The sequence below is a fragment of the Paenibacillus naphthalenovorans genome (assembly GCF_001465255.1).
In the GTDB taxonomy this organism is placed as follows: domain Bacteria; phylum Bacillota; class Bacilli; order Paenibacillales; family NBRC-103111; genus Paenibacillus_G; species Paenibacillus_G naphthalenovorans.
On sequence record NZ_CP013652.1, the window covers coordinates 1,028,433 to 1,046,708 of the forward strand.

An 18,276-nucleotide genomic window follows, 5' to 3' on the forward strand; every position below is an offset into this window, starting at 1 on the left:
GAATCAAGCCATTCTGACTGTCAAGGAGTGAAGCCTTTGAGACCTGTACAACCTGTTCGTAAGTCTTCTCTGCATTATATGGGGACAGAGGAGTTTAAACTGGACAGTCTGCAAAGCATAGAGCTGTCTGCCGATCATGTATCAATTTTCGGCTTCGTCATGCAGGAAAGCTTGAAGGTGACTCTGGAATCGGAGAGCAGACGCCGGTCGGGCAAAGTGTGGAGCGGGGAATTATTTTTCATTCCTCCGCACTGCCAGTGTACGATTGAGAATCGGGGAGCTGCGGCCTCCCAAGTCATCATAATCCGGTTTGAATGGGATTGGAGCCGCTTATCCATACCGGCGCCATCGGCCCGACCTTTCAGGCCTTCGGATGAATTTCACTTATACAGCTTTAGGATGCCGCAAATCCGCCATTGGATTCAAGATTTCATGAGTGACTGCGGTGACGATGAGCCGGTGCTGTTCTACCAGCTGCAATCGCATTTATACGCGATGGTTTCCTCATTGATGACTTATATTCAAAAGCCGGGGGCAGTGGATGACGTTCTGACCGATTACGTGGAACAGACCAAACGTTATATGCTTGAACACTATAATACGCCGATGGATATTGAAGAGATCGCCCGTCTGTCCGGGGTAAGCCCCAATCGATTTTATCAGTCTTTCAGGAGGCATACAGGGCTCACCCCGCACAAATTCATGACCACGATCCGATTGAATGCCTCGCTATGCCTGCTGGCGAATACGCCGTCATCGGTCATGGAAGTGGCGCACTCCGTCGGTTATTCCGATGAATTATACTTTAGCAGGGTGTTTAAAAAGCATATGGGGATGTCGCCGACGGAATATGCCGCGTGCGCCAAAATACGCATTGCCAATTTATCTCCGGTATTTCAGGGCGATTTATCCGTTCTTGGTATTACACCGAAGCTTACGTTAAGAAGAGGCTGGTCGGATCACCCGGAGAAATATTTGCACCAAATCGAAAGCTGCAGGCCTGAGCTTATTTTTTGCTCTCCCGTACCGGAAGATTTGTACCGGAGATTATGCAAAATCGCCCCGGTCGTCATGCTTCATTGGAAAGGGATGTCCTGGAAGGAGCGGCTGCTGAAAATCAGCGGGATTCTGGGTCTGTCAACCGTTGCCGAGCGGTGGCTGGCTTATTTTGATATGAAGGTGGAAAACGCAAAATTTCATATTCGCCGGCAGTTGGGGGACGAACCCTTTTTATTGGTCGGTTCGTTCGAGGAACAGTTTCGCGTGTTTGGTATGCAGCACAAAAAAATGAGAGATCTGTTTTACGACGAGCTGCAGGTTACGCCGCCTGCCCAGGCCAATAAGGTCAACTTTCATGAAGTCATGACGCTTGGCGAGGTGGCGTCGCTGGATTGCAATAATGTCCTGTTTCTGGTGCCGTCCACGGCTTCAGACGATTACTGTGCAAAGCTGGAGGAAGAATGGCGGCGGCTTAAACGGAACGGGAAGAAGAAGCACTGTCTTTTTATACGTTATGTTGAACCCTTGTTGTACAATCCTTCCATGCACGAAAGCTTGCTTGATCAAACCGTTAATCAACTGCTGCTAACCTCGGGGAAATGAGGAAAATCCATACTCCAAAGAAGAAATATCCATTCATGTTGAGGAGAATTTATGTAAAATAGAAAAAGTGATAATCATTATCACTTGTAATCATCGATTGCATACGTGCTTGTTATGATGCTTTTTATAGGGAGGGCAGCGAAAAATTGCAATAGGCAGCCGTTCCATGATAACGGTGACCGCTCAGCATCATTTTTTTTGGGATCAAATTGAGAATGATTATCTTTATTGATTTTAAAGCGCGTAATCCTAATTTATCGAGTAAGGAACCGTTATGAAAAAAAGATACTTACTGCTCGCTCTCGTCGTCTTATCCGTCACATCCGTATTTATCGGGGTTAAGAACATCTCGATCCTGGATATATTCCATTTATCCGAGGACCAAGCCCACATCCTGATGGACAGCAGGCTGCCCCGGTTAATAAGTATTATTATCGCAGGTGCCAGCATGAGCATCATTGGTCTGATTATGCAGCAGCTGACTCAAAACAAATTCGTATCCCCGACGACAGCCGGAACGATGGACGCGGCCCGATTAGGCATACTGGTGTCCATGCTGATTTTTTCTTCAGCCACTCCTTTGCAAAAGATGCTTGTCGCTTTTGTTTTTGCGCTGCTCGGAACGCTGATGTTCATGAAAATTTTAGACAAAGTGAAGATGAAGGATACGATATTCATCCCTCTTGTTGGCCTTATGTTTGGAAATATTTTGGGCTCGATCACTACGTTTTTTGCCTATAAGCATGATCTCATTCAAAGTATTTCCACATGGCTTCACGGGGATTTTTCCATGATGATGACGGGGCGCTATGAGCTGTTGTATATCAGTGTTCCGTTGGTGGTCATCGCTTATTTGTTCGCCAACCGGTTTACGATTGCGGGGATGGGTGAGGAATTTTCCGTCAATTTGGGACTGAATTATAAACAGGTGGTATACATAGGCTTGATCATTGTAGCGGCCGTATCCTCTGTCGTGCTGCTTACGGTCGGCATGTTACCGTTCCTGGGTCTCATTATCCCTAACATCGTGACGATTTATCAGGGAGATCATCTGAAAAAAAACCTTTCTCATACCGCTTTATTGGGAGCTGTGTTTGTATTATTTTGCGACATCCTCGGCCGGGTCATTATTTATCCGTATGAAATTTCCATAGGCCTTACGGTCGGCGTGATCGGAAGCGGTATTTTTCTTTATTTACTCATGAGGAGAAAGGCACATGGCTTATAGAGGCAAGCTTGGTTTTCTGGCAATGGCTGCGGTCCTGTTAGTAATCTTGTATTTATTCATCGATGCCGGATCCAATTGGGATTATGTCCTTCCCCGAAGGCTCAAAAAGATTCTTGCGATTATGCTGACCGGCGCTGCCATCGCTTTTTCTACGGTGGTATTTCAAACGATCACCAACAACCGGATATTGACGCCTTCTATGATCGGGTTGGATTCGTTATATCTGTTGGTTCAAACTTCTGTGGTTTATTTGTTCGGCGCGACGACGCTCACGATGATGAACAGCAACGTTCAATTCCTCATCTCGGTCGGGGCGATGATCCTGTTTGCGGGAGTCTTGTATAAATTTCTGTTCAGAAAAGAAGGGCAGCACATCTATTTTTTGCTGCTGGTCGGGTTTATATTCGGGACGCTATTTTCGAACCTTTCGTCATTCATGGAAATGCTCATCGATCCCAATGAGTTTATGGTGGTGCAGGACCGGATGTTTGCCAGCTTCAATAATATCAATACGGATCTTCTTTTGATCTCGTTCCTGGTGGTCTTGGCGACAGCCGTTTATTTTATGAAATATGCCAAGTTCCTGGATGTACTGTCGCTGGGCAAAGAGCATGCCGTCAATTTGGGGATTCCCTACGATCTGGTTGTCAAAAGACTGCTGATCATCGTAGCCGTGCTGATCTCCATTTCGACCGCTTTAGTCGGCCCGATCACATTCCTGGGCTTGCTGGTTGTGAATATCGTCCATCAATTTATACAAACGTACAGGCATACCTATCTGATTTCAGGCTCCATTCTCGTTAGCGTGATTGCCTTGGCAGGAGGTCAATTGATTGTCGAGAGGGTATTCACCTTCTCTACGACGTTAAGCGTGATTATCAATTTCATAGGCGGCGTTTACTTTATTTATCTTCTATTGAAGGAGAATAAGTCGTGGTAGAAGTAAGGGAAGTATCTAAACAATACGGCAATAAATCGGTGGTCGACGATGTTTGTATCAGCATCCCCAAAGGGAGGATCACTTCTTTAATCGGACCTAACGGAGCGGGAAAAAGCACGGTCTTGTCCATGATCAGCCGTCTGATTCCGAAGGATCGCGGAGAAATTTTCATTGACGGTCAGGAAATCGGCCGCTGGAAGAGCGGCGAGCTCGCCAAGAAAATATCGATCTTGAAACAATCCAACCATATCAATATCCGTTTGACGATCAGAGAATTGGTTTCATTCGGACGCTTCCCCTATTCCCAAGGAAAGCTGTCCAAGGAGGATCTGGAGTATGTCGATGAGGCGATCCGTTATATGGAGCTGGAGGATATACAGCATAAATATCTTGATCAATTAAGCGGCGGGCAAAGGCAAAGGGCGTTTATTGCGATGGTCATCGCCCAAAATACAGAATATATCCTTTTGGATGAACCGCTGAACAATCTGGATATGAAGCATTCCGTTCAAATTATGAAAGTGTTGAGAAGAATGGTAGACGAACTGGGCAAAACCATTGTTCTGGTCATCCATGACATCAATTTTGCCTCCTGCTATTCCGACTACATCGTCGCTCTTAAAGACGGGAAGGTCGTTAAAGTGGGAGATACGGATGACATCATCCATCCGTCGGTATTGAAAGAAGTCTATGACATGGATATTCACATAGAGGATATCAACCAGAATAAAATTTGTGTTTATTTTGCTTAATCGATCCGGTATTTTTCAGGCATTATTTTGGTGGTATTCATCATGAGTCCCATGTTGAAGCATCATCAATGTAATTCATAAAACCATTTGTTTAGGAGAGTGACATGAATGAGTAAAAAGCTTTCTTTGATTTTCTTGACCGTGCTGCTGGCCGTTGTTTTTACCGCGTGCGGTACGACGGGCGGCGGAACGACCGATACGGCTGCAAACCTTTCTAACGGCAGCTCCGATGGAGCCCCGGCACCGAAGGTTGATGAAGAATTGACGATCAAGCACCAGCTGGGCGAAACCAAGGTCAAGAAAAATCCTCAGAAAGTCGTTGTTTTTGACTTTGGCACTTTAGATACTTTAGACAAGCTGGGGGTTCAAGTGACAGGCGTACCTCAAGCGAACATTCCTCCTTATCTGTCCAAATATCAGGATGCAAAATATGTGAATGTAGGCAGTTTGAAAGAGCCTGACTTTGAAAAAATCAATCAGATTGGTCCGGACTTAATTATCATTTCCGGCAGACAATCCGAGGCTTATCAAGAGCTGTCGAAGATTGGTCCAACGATTTTTGTAGGCGTGGATAACGCCAAATATATGGAGTCCTTCAAGCAAAATATGACGTTGCTGGGATCGATTTTCGATAAAGCCTCCGCTGTCGAGGAAGAGCTTGCCAAAATTGACGCTACGATCAATAATGTCAAGGAAAAAGCAACGGCAAGCGGTAAAAACGGTTTAATCGTTTTGGTTACCGGCGGGAAAGTCAGCGCTTATGGACCGGGTTCCCGGTTTGGTCTTATTCATGATGTGCTCGGGTTTGCTCCTGTGGAGAAAAATATTGAAGTTTCCACTCACGGCCAAAGCATTTCCTTCGAATTTATCGTTGAAAAAAATCCGGACTACCTGTTTGTGATTGACCGGGATGCCGCTGTCGGCAACGAATCGCCGGCCAAGCAGGTGATTGAAAATGAGCTGGTGAAAAAGACCAAAGCTTACCAAAACGGAACGATCGTTTATCTGGATCCTAACTATTGGTATCTTTCCGGCGGCGGGTTAATATCGGTAGCGGAAATGGCTAAAGAAGTGGAAGCTGGCTTAAAATAAGGAAAAAAACCGAGAGGGGCGTGGCCCTTCTCGGTTTTTCCTTATTTTAACGATTCGATTTCCAGGTCAGGTAACGAGTCATGAGGCCGATAGCCAGATCGATCGAGCGTTCATCAGGCTCGATCTTGGCATGATGCAGGCCGTATGGCGTGCCCACGCCCAGCCAAAACATGAAGCCGGGAATAGATTCCAGAAAATAACCGAAATCTTCACCGGTCATGGCTTCTTTACACTCGATAAGGTCGATGTGATAAGACTGCTGCGTTTCGCGTACCCACTGCATAAACTCGCTGGTGATCTTTTCCTCGTTGTACACCTGCAGGTAATTGGAGCCGTAGTCGATATGAGCCTGACAGGCAAATGCCGTTTCCAACCCATGGACTAAGGCTTCGATGCGGGACTTGACCAGGGTCATCGTGTCCGCCGACAGCGTACGGATGGTTCCTTCCAGACGCGCCTTCTCGGCGATAATGTTCTGCTTCGTGCCGCCGTCGATTTTGCCGATGGTGATTACCGCTGAATCCAACGGATTCACGTTTCGTGCGATGACCGTCTGTAGTTGGCCCACCAGCTGGCAGGCGGCGATCACCATGTCGTTGGCGTTGTGCGGAAACGCCGCATGGCCTCCTTTGCCGGTCAAATCGATGAACAGCTCGGAGGTGTTGGCGAACAGAATGCCGGGCTTTGTGGCAATCGTTCCCACCGGATATTCGGGTGCAATATGCAGAGCGAAAATTTCATCCGGCATCCAATCCTTCAGTTCCTCGCTTTCGAGCATCGGTTTGGCGCCTCCGGGACCCTCTTCAGCCGGCTGGAAGATAAACGTCAGATGGTCTTGGACGGGGTGGCTTGCAAAATGCGTCAGGATACCGAGTCCGATTGCCATGTGCAGATCATGACCGCAGGCGTGCATGTAGCCGGGGTGCTTGGAACGGAAATCGTAGCCAGTATCCTCCTGGATCGGCAGGCCGTCCATATCTGCCCGGTAGCCGAGCCTTTTTTGCGGCTGCGTGCCCCGGACATTGACCAGGACGCCTGTCTTCCACGTGCGGATTTCAATATGTTCCTGCGGAAGGGTGGAGATATAGTCAAGCAAGTACTGCTGCGTCTTGAACTCTTGAAAGCCCGTTTCGGGAATCTGATGCAGGTCGCGGCGCAGTTTCACATAACGGCTTGGAGTGGCAGTGACGCTCACGGTGGGGTTAACCTCCTTTACTTTGGCGGACCTTGACAAAGGCTGATACTAATAGAAAGACCCGGCGTCGCGACGCCGAGCCTGAATTCGACCGATTTACAGATTGCGCAAATCCTTCAAAATTTCGGTTTTGGACTTCGTTTTGTCGTCCACCTTTTTGATGACGCGGGCTGGCGTACCGGCAACGACGCTGTATTCCGGAACGTCTTCTACGACGACGGCGCCTGCGGCAACAACCGAGCCTTTGCCTACGCGCACGCCTTCGAGAATAACGGCATTGGCGCCGACCAGCACGTCATCCTCGATGACAACCGGCTGCGCAGAAGGCGGCTCGATGACGCCGGCAAGGACGGCGCCTGCGCCGATGTGGCACATGCTGCCGATTTTCACGCGGCCGCCGATGACGGCGCCCATGTCGATCATCGTGCCTGCGCCGATGGAAGCTCCGATGTTGATCACTGCGCCCATCATGATGATGGCGTTATCGCCGATGCCGACCATATCGCGGATCACGGCGCCTGGTTCGATGCGGGCATTGATGCCCTTCAAGTCCAGCAGCGGTACAGCCGAGTTGCGGCGGTCGTTCTCGACCACATAATCCTCGATTTTGGAGGAGTTCGCATCAAGCACGCTTTGAATCTCCGCCCAGTCTCCGAAGATGACGCCGGTTTTGCCTGTAATAAACGTTTGAACGTTTTCGCCAAAGGAAATCGACTCGAGGTCGCCTTTCAAGTATACTTTAACCGGGGTCTTTTTCTTGCTCGTTTTAATAAGATTAATAACTTCTTCTGTATTCATTTCAATCGACATAGCTACATTTCCAACTCCTCTATGTATAGTACCGTGAACGATGGGCGATATCCGTCACCAAAGTTCGGGTTGATAGTGAACTACATCTTTTATAGCATAAAATGACCGCTTCCCGCAATCTTTAGGGAATGCTTCGGAACGAAGATTCGCGGTCTATTGACAAGCGATGTCGAACGTGGGATAATTCTTTTTAACTGAATAGCACCTTTAATTTCAGTCCCGTGAGGCTGGCAAGGTGAACGATGAATATGAACGGTCTATCCGGAGCGCGCTGCGGCAGATAAATTCGGGTGAAGTATACCCGCATCCGGAGGCTGAGTTCTGTTCTTGTGCATATACCTTGCCTTATCGGCAAGGTTTTTTTCGTCTCACGACGGATTTCAAAAAGCTCAGGTGGAGGAGGTTGCCCTGCAGATGCAGCAGACCGAGCATGTGCTAATGGATGAGACCGCCATTCGGCGGGCGTTGACGCGGATCGCTCACGAGATTTTGGAAAGAAACAAAGGCTTCGAGAACTGTATGCTCATCGGGATTCGAACGCGCGGAATACACTTGGCTGCCAGAGTGGCTGAGCGAATTCGGGAAATCGAGGGCGTTCCCGTTCCCGTTGGCGAGGTCGACGTGACCAGGTACCGGGATGACCGGAGCAAAGCGGCGGGCGGCGGTGAGGATGCCGCGGCGGCGGAGTCGGTTCCGGATCAACTGGAGATTCGTAATAAAAAGCTGATTTTGTTTGATGATGTACTATATACGGGCCGGACCGTCAGAGCGGCGATGGATGCGCTGATGGATCTGGGCCGGCCGCAAATGATTCAGCTTGCGGTGCTGGTGGACCGCGGACACAGGGAGCTTCCGATTCGGCCGGACTATGTCGGCAAGAACATCCCCACCTCCCGGCTGGAGAACATCGATGTGGAGCTGAAGGAAGTGGATGGAATCGATCAAGTCGTAATTACGGGGCAGAGGGGGCCAAAAGAATGACACTGCAGGTACACACGCATAAGCATCTTCTCGGCACTAAGGGGCTAAGCGCTACGGAGCTCACGTCCATTTTGGACCGGGCGTCCTACTGGGAGGAGTACCCGGTGAAGGTATCGAACCATCTGCAGGGACGCTTTGTAGCCAATATGTTTTTTGAGAACAGCACGAGAACGCGCTTCTCCTTTGAAGTAGCAGAAAAACGGCTTGGAGCCGAAGTGCTGAATTTCACGGCCGCCGTCTCCAGCGTGCAAAAAGGCGAGTCGATATACGATACGGTGCGGACCCTGGAGTCGATGGGGATCGACGCGGGCGTGATCCGGATGAAGCCGAACGGCCTTCTTGCCGAGCTGGCACAGAAAATTAAAGTGCCTCTGATCAATGCCGGCGACGGCAATAACGAGCATCCGACGCAGGCTCTGCTCGACCTGTACACGATGCGCAAACATTTTGGCCACATCAGCGGGCTTCATGTAGCGATTATCGGAGATATTCGGCACAGCCGGGTGGCGCGCTCGAACCTGTGGGCGCTCCGGACGCTCGGGGCCAGAGTAAGCTTCTGCGCTCCTGCAGAAATGCAGGCCGCCGAATTGGCGGAATATGCGCCTTACACCACGATCGACGAAGCGCTGAAGGCCGATGTGGTCATGATGCTCAGAGTACAGCTGGAGCGACATGAAGGCTCTCTGTTCCGATCGGCTGAAGAATACCGCGCCGCTTACGGGCTGACTGTGGAGCGGGCGGCCAAGCTGGCGCCGCATGCGATCATCATGCACCCCGCTCCGGTGAATCGGAACGTAGAAATCGACGACGAACTGGTCGAATGCGATAAATCGAAAATCTTCACGCAAATGAGCCACGGCGTACCGATTCGGATGGCTGTGATCGAGCGGGCTTTAAGTTGAAAATACACGATGCGGAGGTACCGATGGGAATCTGGATTCTGAACGCTGCAGTACTGAATGGCGGCAATGAACTGGCGGCAAAGCATGTTCTTGTGGAAGGAAATCAAATTGAGCGCATCATAGAAGCAGGTACGGCGCCTGACACCTCAGGGCATACGGTCATCGACGCGCAAGGCAAGTTTCTCGCGCCCGGGCTGATCGACATGCACGTGCATTTGCGTGAACCGGGCTTTGAGTATAAAGAAACGATTGCGACAGGAACGCGTTCGGCGGCGCGGGGCGGTTTTACGACCATTGCCTGCATGCCGAATACGCGGCCGGTGACCGACACGGTGGAAACGCTGAAATACGTGCTGAACAAGGCTGAAACCGAAGGGGTTGTGCGCGTACTGCCTTATGCCTGCATCACGAAAAATGAGCTGGGCCGTGAGCTGACGGATTTCGAAGCGCTGAAAGCGGCTGGCGCGATCGGCTTCACCGACGACGGGGTCGGGGTACAAAGCGCTCAGATGATGAAGGACGCCATGGCCAAAGCGGCTTCGATCGGAATGCCGATCATCGCGCATTGCGAGGACAACACCCTGGTGGAGGGAGCGGCCGTAAGCGAGGGAGCGTTCGCTCGCAAGCACGGGCTGAAGGGCATTCCGAACGAATCGGAAGCCATTCATGTGGGCCGCGATATTCTTCTGGCCGAAGCGACAGGGGTTCATTACCACGTATGCCATGTGAGCACGGAGCAATCCGTTCGCTTGATCCGTCAAGCCAAGCAGATCGGCATCAAAGTAACGGCGGAGGTTTGTCCGCACCATCTGCTGCTCTCCGACGAAGACATTCCGGACAGCATGGACGCCAATTGGAAGATGAATCCTCCGCTGCGTACGCCTCGTGACGTGCGGGCTTGTATCGAGGGCCTCGTGGACGGTACGATCGATATCGTGGTAACCGACCACGCTCCGCACAGCGAAGAAGAAAAGGCGCGCGGGCTGCAGCTGGCGCCGTTCGGTATCGTCGGCTTTGAAACAGCCTTTCCGCTTCTTTATACGAAGTTCGTAGCGACAGGCGAATGGACGCTGCAGTTCCTGGTGGACAAGATGACCAGGCTTCCGGCGGAAGTGTTCGGACTGCCTTGGGGCATATTGGAGGCCGGCCGGACGGCGGACCTGACGCTGATCGATTTGGAGACGGAGAAGGAAGTGAACCCTGCGGAATTTGAATCCAAGGGCCGCAACACCCCGTTTACCGGCTGGAAGCTTAAGGGCTGGCCGGCGATGACCATGGTGGAAGGCAAAGTGGTTTGGTCGGAGTAAGGTTTATGGGTTTACAAGTACTTACGAACACAGCAGAATGAAGGAGTTGACCAGACATGCAGGCTAGATTGTTGTTGGAAGACGGTACGCTGTTTACCGGTAAAGCATTCGGAAGCACCGGCGACTCGGTAGGCGAGGTCGTTTTTAATACAGGGATTACAGGATATCAAGAGGTTCTTTCCGATCCGTCCTATTGCGGACAGATCGTGACGATGACCTATCCGCTGATCGGCAACTACGGCATTACGCGGGACGATTTCGAATCGATTCGCCCGTATGTTCATGGATTTGTCGTCCGTGAGCATGAAGCAGTGCCGAGCAACTGGAGAGCGGAATATACGATCGACAGCCTGCTTAAGGAATACGGCATTCCCGGAATCAGCGGCATCGATACGCGGATGCTGACCCGCCGTATCCGTCATCATGGCGCAATGAAGGGCATTTTGACGACATCCAACAAGCGTGTGGAAGAGCTGCTGGAGCAGTTGAAAGTCGCACCGTTGATGACCGATCAGGTATCCCGCGTATCCACCAAAAGCGTGTACAGCGCACCGGGGACGAAAGAACGTATCGTGCTTGTAGACTTCGGTTCGAAGAGCGGCATTCTGCGCGACCTGACCAAGCGCGGCTGCGATGTGGTCGTGGTGCCGCAGGACACGACAGCCGATCAAATCCGCCGCCTCGCGCCGGACGGCATTATGCTGTCCAACGGCCCCGGAAATCCGAAGGATGTACCGCATGCCGTCCAGATGATTTCCGAGCTGATCGGACAGTTTCCGATTTTCGGCATCTGTCTGGGTCATCAGCTCATCGCGCTGGCCAGCGGAGCCGACACCGAAAAGCTCAAGTTCGGGCATCGCGGCGGGAACCATCCGGTTAAGGATTTGAAGTCCGGCCGGTGCTACATTACTTCACAAAACCATGGATATACGGTAAAGGAAGATTCCATCAGCGGTACGGACCTGGAAGTGACGCATATCAACAACAACGACCGTACGATCGAAGGCCTGCGTCATAAAAAGCATCCGGTCTTCTCCGTGCAGTATCATCCGGAGGCGGCTCCCGGACCGTTTGACTCCAGCTATCTGTTCGACGATTTTCTGGACATGATCCGTGAACATAAGAAGAACCATCCGCCGGTACCGCGCCAGGCGCAAATTGCAGCGGCTTATCAGGCGGGCGGCGCCAAATCCGCTTCCGCATCGAAAGGAGAACTGCACTATGCCGAGAAATAATGACCTCAAGAAAATACTTGTGATCGGCTCCGGGCCGATCGTGATCGGACAAGCGGCCGAGTTCGACTATGCCGGTACGCAGGCTTGTCAGGCGCTGAAAGAAGAGGGTTATGAAGTTGTCCTTATCAACAGTAACCCGGCCACCATCATGACCGACACCAACATGGCCGACAAAGTATATATCGAACCCATTACGCTTGATTTTGTCACTCAAATCATTCGTCAGGAGCGGCCGGACGGCCTGCTGCCGACGCTGGGCGGCCAAACGGGCCTCAACATGGCTGTGGAGCTGGCGCGCGCAGGCGTGCTGGAGCGCGAGAACGTAAAGCTGCTCGGAACGCAGCTGACGGCCATCGAGAAGGCCGAGGACCGCGACTTGTTCCGTGATCTGATGCGCGAGCTGGAACAGCCGGTGCCGGACAGCACGATTGTTACGACCGTGGAGGAAGCCGTTGATTTCGCGAACGATATCGGCTATCCGATCATCGTACGTCCGGCCTACACGCTAGGCGGTACGGGCGGCGGAATTTGCGCGAACGAGGAGGAACTCGTCGAGACGGTATCCTCCGGCATTCGCTACAGCCCGATCGGCCAATGTCTGATTGAGAAAAGCATCGCGGGCATGAAAGAAGTGGAGTATGAAGTCATGCGTGATGCGAACGACAACTGTATTGTCGTCTGCAACATGGAGAACTTCGACCCGGTAGGCGTACATACCGGCGACAGCATCGTCGTGGCGCCGAGCCAAACGCTCTCCGACCGCGAGTACCAAATGCTCCGCTCGGCATCGCTCAAAATCATCCGCGCCCTGAATATCGAAGGCGGATGCAACGTACAGTTTGCGCTTGACCCGCACAGCTATCAATACTATGTGATCGAAGTCAATCCCCGGGTTAGCCGCTCGTCCGCGCTTGCGTCCAAAGCGACCGGCTATCCGATTGCCAAAATGGCGGCCAAAATTGCCGTGGGCTACACGCTGGACGAAATCGTGAACCCGGTAACGGGACAAACCTATGCTTGCTTTGAGCCGACGCTCGACTATATCGTATCCAAAATCCCCCGCTGGCCGTTCGATAAGTTCACGTCGGCCAACCGGAAGCTCGGTACGCAGATGAAAGCTACGGGTGAGGTTATGGCGATTGGCCGGACGTTCGAAGAATCGATTCATAAAGCGATCCGTTCCCTGGAAATCGGCGTACACCGCCTTTATTTGAAGGACACCGACAAGCTGGATAAAGAGGTGCTGGATCAGCGCCTGGCGAAGCCCGACGATGAGCGTATCTTCCTGATCGCGGAGGCGCTGCGCCGCGGCTACACCGTACAGCAGCTGCATGATCTTACGAAGGTGGACTGGTGGTTCCTGCACAAGCTGGAAGGCTTGATCCAATTCGAAGCCGAGCTGCTGCAGCCTGAGCTTTCGGAAGAGCTGCTGCGCGAAGCGAAGCGCAAAGGCTTTACGGACCGCGCGATCGCGGAGATCAGAAGCCAGGCGGACCAAGGACTGAATCTGACGAAGGAAGCGGACGTTCGCGCTTACCGTCTCGGCCTGAATATCAAGCCGGTATACAAAATGGTGGATACGTGCGCGGCCGAGTTCGAAGCGACGACACCTTACTACTACTCGACCTACGAAACGGAAGACGAAGTGAAAGAGACGACGAAGCAAAAGGTCGTCGTTCTGGGCTCCGGTCCGATCCGGATCGGCCAAGGCATCGAGTTCGACTACTCGACCGTGCATGCCGTATGGGCGATCCAGAAAGCAGGCTATGAAGCGGTCATCATTAACAACAATCCCGAAACCGTATCGACGGACTTTAATACCTCCGACCGTCTGTATTTCGAGCCGTTGTTCTTTGAAGACGTGATGAACGTGATCGAGCGCGAGCAGCCGATCGGCGTGATCGTTCAGTTCGGCGGTCAAACCGCGATTAACCTGGCGGCTCCGCTGGCCAAAGCCGGCGTGCGCATTCTGGGTACCGATCTGGAAAGCATCGATGCGGCGGAAGACCGCAAAAAGTTCGAGGCGCTTCTGCGCTCGCTGGAGATCGCGCAGCCTCCCGGCGGTACGGTAACCTCCGTCGACCAGGCGGTGGGCATGGCATCGAAATTCGGTTATCCGGTGCTCGTGCGCCCGTCCTATGTGCTTGGCGGCCGTGCGATGGAAATCGTGTACTCCGACGAAGAGCTGCTGAGCTATATGGAATATGCGGTTAAAATCAATCCGGAGCATCCGGTTCTGATCGACCGGTACATGCTCGGCAAAGAAGTGGAAGTCGACGCGATCTGCGACAAAGAAACCGTACTGATTCCAGGCATCATGGAGCATGTCGAAAGAGCGGGCGTTCACTCGGGCGACTCGATTGCGGTATATCCTCCGCAGACGGTTTCCGAAGAGCTGAAGCAAAAAATTATCGAGATCACCACCAAGATTGCCAGAGGCTTAAACGTTGTCGGGCTTGTCAATATTCAGTTCGTCATCTATCAAGGCGAAGTCTATGTGATCGAGGTTAACCCGCGTTCCTCGAGGACGGTGCCGTTCTTGAGCAAAGTAACGAATATTCCGATGGCCAACGTGGCGACTCGCGTCATCATGGGCGAGAAGCTGGCCGATATGGGCTATCAAACCGGATTGTGGCCGGAGGATGATTATGTATCGGTGAAGGTACCGGTGTTCTCCTTTGCCAAACTGCGCCGCGTAGACACGACGCTAGGACCGGAGATGAAATCGACCGGTGAAGTGATGGGCCGTGACAAAACGTTCGCCAAAGCCCTGTATAAAGGCTTGATCGGCTCCGGCATGAAGGTTCCGCCGACCGGCGCGATTATTGCGACGATCGCCGATAAGGATAAAGAAGAAGCAACGGCCATCCTCCGCTCCTTCGAACGGCTCGGCTATCGGATTGTGGCTACGGGCGGAACCGCGAAGGCGCTTGAGGCCGCCGGGCTGAAGGTGACCCGTGTGAACAAGCTGAGCGAAGGCTCGCCGAACATTCTGGATCTGATTCGTAACGGGGAAGCGCACTTTGTGGTCAACACGCTGACCAAAGGCAAAACGCCGGAGCGCGACGGATTCCGTATCCGCCGCGAGGCGGTAGAGAACGGCGTGGTGTGTATGACGTCGCTTGATACGGTAAGCGCGCTGCTGCATGTGCTGGAGTCCATCTACTTCCAATCCACGGCTATGCCGGTGTCTCAAGCCTGACACCATCCGGAATTAGCACAGTGTCCCGCTGACTGCGGGGATGCTGTGCTAATCCCTTGATTGGGCTAAAAAACAGCTTCATTCTTGAACAGGAGGCGGGGAACATGGCGTTTGACAAGAATAAGGCAGAGCGAATCATGGTTGCGCTCGATTATGCCCATGCCCAACAGGCGGAAGCGCTGGTGAGCTCGCTTGCCGGCATTCCTTGCTATATGAAGGTGGGCATGCAGCTATTTTACAGCGCAGGCCCTTCCTTTGTCCAAAAGCTCAAGGATCAAGGCTACCATGTGTTTTTGGACCTCAAGATGCACGATATTCCAAATACGGTCAAGGGCGGCGCGGAAAGCATTACGAGGCTCGGTGTGGACATGTTCAACGTGCATGCGGCAGGCGGCAGGACCATGATGGAAGCGGCGTTGGAAGGGGTAGACAAAGGGCTTCAAGCGGGCAACAGACCCGCAGTAATCGCGGTGACTCAATTGACGAGCACAAGCCTTGCGGTGATGAATGAGGAGATCGGTATCGCAGGTACGGTGGAGGATGCCGTCCTGCGTTATGCCAAGCTGGCCCGGACGGCCGGCTTGAACGGAGTCGTGGCTTCCCCGTTGGAAGTGGTTCGGATCAAAGAGACATGCGGACCCGATTTTATGACCGTTACGCCCGGAATCCGTCCTGCAGGCGCGGATATCGGAGATCAGTCTCGTGTGATGACGCCTGCAGAGGCCTTTGCACAAGGAACGGATTTCATCGTTATCGGTCGCCCGATCACAGCGTCGCCGGACCCCAGAGGAGCGCTGGAAGCGATTCTGGCCTCCGTATAGGGAGAAGTCCGACCATATAAAGAACAAATGGAGAGGAATGATCTAAGCGTGCAACCCATTCGTACAAACCATGAGCTGGCAGAACGTATTGCTTCGGACCTGCTTGCGATCGGAGCCGTAGCGCTCCGTCCGAATCAGCCGTTCACCTGGACATCGGGACTGAAATCTCCGATCTATTGCGACAACCGCCTGACGATTTCTTACCCTGAAATTCGTGAGCGGATTGCAGAAGGATTCGTTTCGCTGATCCGCGACAACTTCCCGGATGTGGAAGTCATTGCAGGAGCGGCGACCGGAGGAATTCCTCACGCCGCTTGGGTGGCCCAGAAGCTGAATCTGCCGATGGTTTATGTCCGCGATAAGGCCAAGGGGCATGGCAAGGAAAATCTGATCGAAGGCTCCATTAAGCCGGGTCAAAAAACAGTCGTCATTGAGGATTTGATTTCCACGGGCGGCAGCTCGCTGAAAGTGGCGCTGGCCATGAACGACGCCGGGGCACAGGCGCTTGGCGTGCTTGGCATTTTCTCCTACCAATTCGACAAGGCAAAAGAAGCCTTCGAAGGTGCCGGCATTCCTTTTGAAACACTGACGAATTATACGACGCTGCTGGACGTTGCGCTGAAGGCGGGCAGCATCCGGGAGCAGGACCTGCAGGCGCTTAAAGCATGGCGGAGCAATCCTGCGGAATACGGGAAATAAGCATAAAACTCCAGGTGACCCAGCTGTTTTAAGCCCTTATTAGTGTAGTGGACATTGAAAAATACCTGGGCAGCGAGCTGACGTCGGTATATAACCGGCGTCAGCTTGTTTAGTATGTGCGCAGCATGGGCGTCATCTTTACGGTGTCAGGTATGGGGGGTTACCTCCAGGACAACAATCGATTTCTCACCCATGCCATGCAGAACAGCAGCCAGGGAACGATCACGAACATAGTCAAAACAGAAAGGGTTACGGACGTGGCTATCGCATGCGTCAATTCCTGAAAATTGGGTGCTACCCACATGCTCAACAAAACTAACAGAAAGCCTAACGGGAACACAAGCGGTCGATAATCGGACAGGTTCATCCATTGGGAGGTGACAAGAACGGCCACATAAAAAAATACACAGATTTTCACAAACGCGCCCAACACCCAAATGGCCATGTACAGCGATTCCAAATGGGTGAGAAACTCGGCCAGGTCAATGTACCTCGCAAGGATCAGAAAGGGATAAGTAAAACTGCCTGTTAAATCCCCCAGAAGGAGCAGGGTCGACAGATTGGACACAACCAGTGTCAGTATGATTATTAAAAAGGTAATCGAGATGCTTGTTTTCGCCTTTCTTTGATCAGCTACATAAGGAAGAAAAAACGATACAGTGATCAATTCGGCAAACCAGGTTTGCAGGACGAAAGCCCCCTCGATCGAAGGCCTGATCCCTTCTCCCATGATCGGAAGCATGTTTGAAAAACGCAGATCAGGAATGATCGGAACAATGATGAGTAAAAAAAAGGCGATAAAAACGGGAAGCAAGAGCTCGGAAAACCTTCCCACAATTTCCACGCCTCCGCGTACGGTTATGGCACATACCAGAACCATGCTGCCCGACACCACGATGAGCGGGGTGTTGAGCAGAAATGCGCCGACCACGAATTCGCCGTATTCCCGTACGATAATTCCGTTGAGATACAAATAAAAGAACGAGAACATGATCCCTATGATTTTTCCGAGCAACCGGGTGACGATGCGTTCGCTTGCTTGGCTAATATTTAGGCCGGGATACATGTTATGGAGCCGCAGCGCGACATAAACGGCAATCAACCCGCTAAAAGCCCATATCGGGGAAATCCACAGATCCTGTTTCGCAAATATGTACGTAATCGTGGGGGCGGTGAGAATCGCGGTAGGGGTGGTGGCCAAATACATCATCATTCCCAATTGTAAGGGGGAAATTCTCGTTTTTTCGGGCATCCTTCTCATTCGCTCCTTTCCATAGTCCATTTCTCTACAACGTTTACCAGCGGTTTGTACATGGCGTCAATGCATTGTGTGGGCCCTGGCGTTTCCGGATAGAAAACGAGCAAACAAGCCAGAATTCCTCCCAAAACGGTTAGTGCGGCAAAGGCGGTTTTTTCTTTTTTCATTTGCCTTTTCATCCTTGGCCATTCATACAGGGTCATACAAACCAAAACCGCTGCGATTCCCAAGACCTTCACCCATTCCATTTTT

At 52.0% G+C, this 18,276-nt stretch carries 16 protein-coding genes; 12 read left to right on the top strand and 4 right to left on the bottom strand.

What is annotated here, in order from left to right:
- Window positions 1-36: 36 nt before the first annotated feature.
- The 5 genes from IJ22_RS04920 (at window position 37) to IJ22_RS04940 (ending at window position 5,614) form a co-directional block, all read left to right on the top strand.
- Window positions 37-1,602 carry an AraC family transcriptional regulator gene (locus IJ22_RS04920; protein ID WP_062407685.1) on the top strand — a complete coding sequence of 522 codons (1,566 nt, stop codon included), beginning with the start codon at window positions 37-39 and terminating at the stop codon, window positions 1,600-1,602.
- A gap of 274 nt (window positions 1,603-1,876) precedes the next feature.
- Window positions 1,877-2,830 carry an ABC transporter permease gene (locus IJ22_RS04925; RefSeq protein ID WP_062407687.1) on the top strand — a complete coding sequence of 318 codons (954 nt, stop codon included), beginning with the start codon at window positions 1,877-1,879 and terminating at the stop codon, window positions 2,828-2,830.
- Window positions 2,820-3,770 carry an iron chelate uptake ABC transporter family permease subunit gene (locus tag IJ22_RS04930; RefSeq protein ID WP_062407689.1) on the top strand — a complete coding sequence of 317 codons (951 nt, stop codon included), beginning with the start codon at window positions 2,820-2,822 and terminating at the stop codon, window positions 3,768-3,770. The genes IJ22_RS04925 and IJ22_RS04930 overlap by 11 nt, the downstream gene beginning before the upstream one ends.
- On the top strand, window positions 3,764-4,522 hold the full coding sequence (locus IJ22_RS04935; protein WP_062407692.1) for an iron ABC transporter ATP-binding protein: 759 nt from the start codon (window positions 3,764-3,766) through the stop codon (window positions 4,520-4,522). The genes IJ22_RS04930 and IJ22_RS04935 overlap by 7 nt, the downstream gene beginning before the upstream one ends.
- 108 nt (window positions 4,523-4,630) lie before the next feature.
- Window positions 4,631-5,614, top strand: coding sequence for a siderophore ABC transporter substrate-binding protein (locus tag IJ22_RS04940; RefSeq protein WP_054818082.1), 984 nt, complete (start codon window positions 4,631-4,633; stop codon window positions 5,612-5,614).
- Between the two features lie 46 nt (window positions 5,615-5,660).
- Here IJ22_RS04940 and IJ22_RS04945 read toward each other — a convergent pair whose 3' ends face one another.
- Entirely contained in the window at window positions 5,661-6,809 is a 1,149-nt protein-coding gene (locus IJ22_RS04945) for an N-acetyldiaminopimelate deacetylase (RefSeq protein ID WP_054818083.1), read from the bottom strand.
- A gap of 96 nt (window positions 6,810-6,905) precedes the next feature.
- A complete protein-coding gene (dapD, locus tag IJ22_RS04950) occupies window positions 6,906-7,619 on the bottom strand; it encodes a 2,3,4,5-tetrahydropyridine-2,6-dicarboxylate N-acetyltransferase (RefSeq protein ID WP_062407693.1) in 714 nt (237 codons plus the stop codon).
- Between the two features lie 414 nt (window positions 7,620-8,033).
- Here dapD and pyrR point away from each other — a divergent pair, with 414 nt between their 5' ends.
- From pyrR to pyrE, 7 genes are all read left to right on the top strand, one after another.
- Window positions 8,034-8,600 (top strand): bifunctional pyr operon transcriptional regulator/uracil phosphoribosyltransferase PyrR, encoded by a 567-nt coding sequence (gene pyrR, locus IJ22_RS04955; protein ID WP_054818103.1) that lies wholly within the window; start codon window positions 8,034-8,036, stop codon window positions 8,598-8,600.
- A complete protein-coding gene (locus IJ22_RS04960; protein ID WP_062407695.1) occupies window positions 8,597-9,502 on the top strand; it encodes an aspartate carbamoyltransferase catalytic subunit in 906 nt (301 codons plus the stop codon). The genes pyrR and IJ22_RS04960 overlap by 4 nt, the downstream gene beginning before the upstream one ends.
- Window positions 9,503-9,525: 23 nt before the next feature.
- Window positions 9,526-10,809 carry a dihydroorotase gene (locus IJ22_RS04965; RefSeq protein ID WP_062407697.1) on the top strand — a complete coding sequence of 428 codons (1,284 nt, stop codon included), beginning with the start codon at window positions 9,526-9,528 and terminating at the stop codon, window positions 10,807-10,809.
- Between the two features lie 56 nt (window positions 10,810-10,865).
- A complete protein-coding gene (locus IJ22_RS04970; RefSeq protein WP_062407699.1) occupies window positions 10,866-12,044 on the top strand; it encodes a carbamoyl phosphate synthase small subunit in 1,179 nt (392 codons plus the stop codon).
- Window positions 12,031-15,246 (top strand): carbamoyl-phosphate synthase large subunit, encoded by a 3,216-nt coding sequence (gene carB / locus IJ22_RS04975; protein WP_062407700.1) that lies wholly within the window; start codon window positions 12,031-12,033, stop codon window positions 15,244-15,246. The genes IJ22_RS04970 and carB overlap by 14 nt, the downstream gene beginning before the upstream one ends.
- A gap of 104 nt (window positions 15,247-15,350) precedes the next feature.
- Window positions 15,351-16,067 carry an orotidine-5'-phosphate decarboxylase gene (gene pyrF, locus IJ22_RS04980; RefSeq protein ID WP_054818084.1) on the top strand — a complete coding sequence of 239 codons (717 nt, stop codon included), beginning with the start codon at window positions 15,351-15,353 and terminating at the stop codon, window positions 16,065-16,067.
- Window positions 16,068-16,124: 57 nt separating this feature from the next.
- On the top strand, window positions 16,125-16,766 hold the full coding sequence (gene pyrE / locus IJ22_RS04985; RefSeq protein WP_269465279.1) for an orotate phosphoribosyltransferase: 642 nt from the start codon (window positions 16,125-16,127) through the stop codon (window positions 16,764-16,766).
- Between the two features lie 160 nt (window positions 16,767-16,926).
- On the opposite strand, the gene IJ22_RS04990 is transcribed toward pyrE, so the two are convergent.
- A complete protein-coding gene (locus IJ22_RS04990; protein WP_062407702.1) occupies window positions 16,927-18,018 on the bottom strand; it encodes a GerAB/ArcD/ProY family transporter in 1,092 nt (363 codons plus the stop codon).
- Between the two features lie 5 nt (window positions 18,019-18,023).
- Entirely contained in the window at window positions 18,024-18,272 is a 249-nt protein-coding gene (locus tag IJ22_RS04995; RefSeq protein ID WP_054818085.1) for a hypothetical protein, read from the bottom strand.
- Window positions 18,273-18,276 lie beyond the last annotated feature (4 nt).

Bases quoted from the DNA above. Each gene is read 5' to 3' on its own strand.
- carB (WP_062407700.1), top strand. From the start codon at position 12,031: ATGCCGAGAAATAATGACCTCAAGAAAATACTTGTGATCGGCTCCGGG.
- IJ22_RS04940 (WP_054818082.1), top strand. From the start codon at position 4,631: ATGAGTAAAAAGCTTTCTTTGATTTTCTTGACCGTGCTGCTGGCCGTT.
- IJ22_RS04990 (WP_062407702.1), bottom strand. From the start codon at position 18,018: ATGCCCGAAAAAACGAGAATTTCCCCCTTACAATTGGGAATGATGATG.
- pyrF (WP_054818084.1), top strand. From the start codon at position 15,351: ATGGCGTTTGACAAGAATAAGGCAGAGCGAATCATGGTTGCGCTCGAT.
- IJ22_RS04965 (WP_062407697.1), top strand. From the start codon at position 9,526: ATGGGAATCTGGATTCTGAACGCTGCAGTACTGAATGGCGGCAATGAA.
- IJ22_RS04930 (WP_062407689.1), top strand. From the start codon at position 2,820: ATGGCTTATAGAGGCAAGCTTGGTTTTCTGGCAATGGCTGCGGTCCTG.
- IJ22_RS04960 (WP_062407695.1), top strand. From the start codon at position 8,597: ATGACACTGCAGGTACACACGCATAAGCATCTTCTCGGCACTAAGGGG.
- dapD (WP_062407693.1), bottom strand. From the start codon at position 7,619: ATGTCGATTGAAATGAATACAGAAGAAGTTATTAATCTTATTAAAACG.
- IJ22_RS04970 (WP_062407699.1), top strand. From the start codon at position 10,866: ATGCAGGCTAGATTGTTGTTGGAAGACGGTACGCTGTTTACCGGTAAA.
- IJ22_RS04925 (WP_062407687.1), top strand. From the start codon at position 1,877: ATGAAAAAAAGATACTTACTGCTCGCTCTCGTCGTCTTATCCGTCACA.
- IJ22_RS04995 (WP_054818085.1), bottom strand. From the start codon at position 18,272: ATGGAATGGGTGAAGGTCTTGGGAATCGCAGCGGTTTTGGTTTGTATG.
- pyrR (WP_054818103.1), top strand. From the start codon at position 8,034: ATGCAGCAGACCGAGCATGTGCTAATGGATGAGACCGCCATTCGGCGG.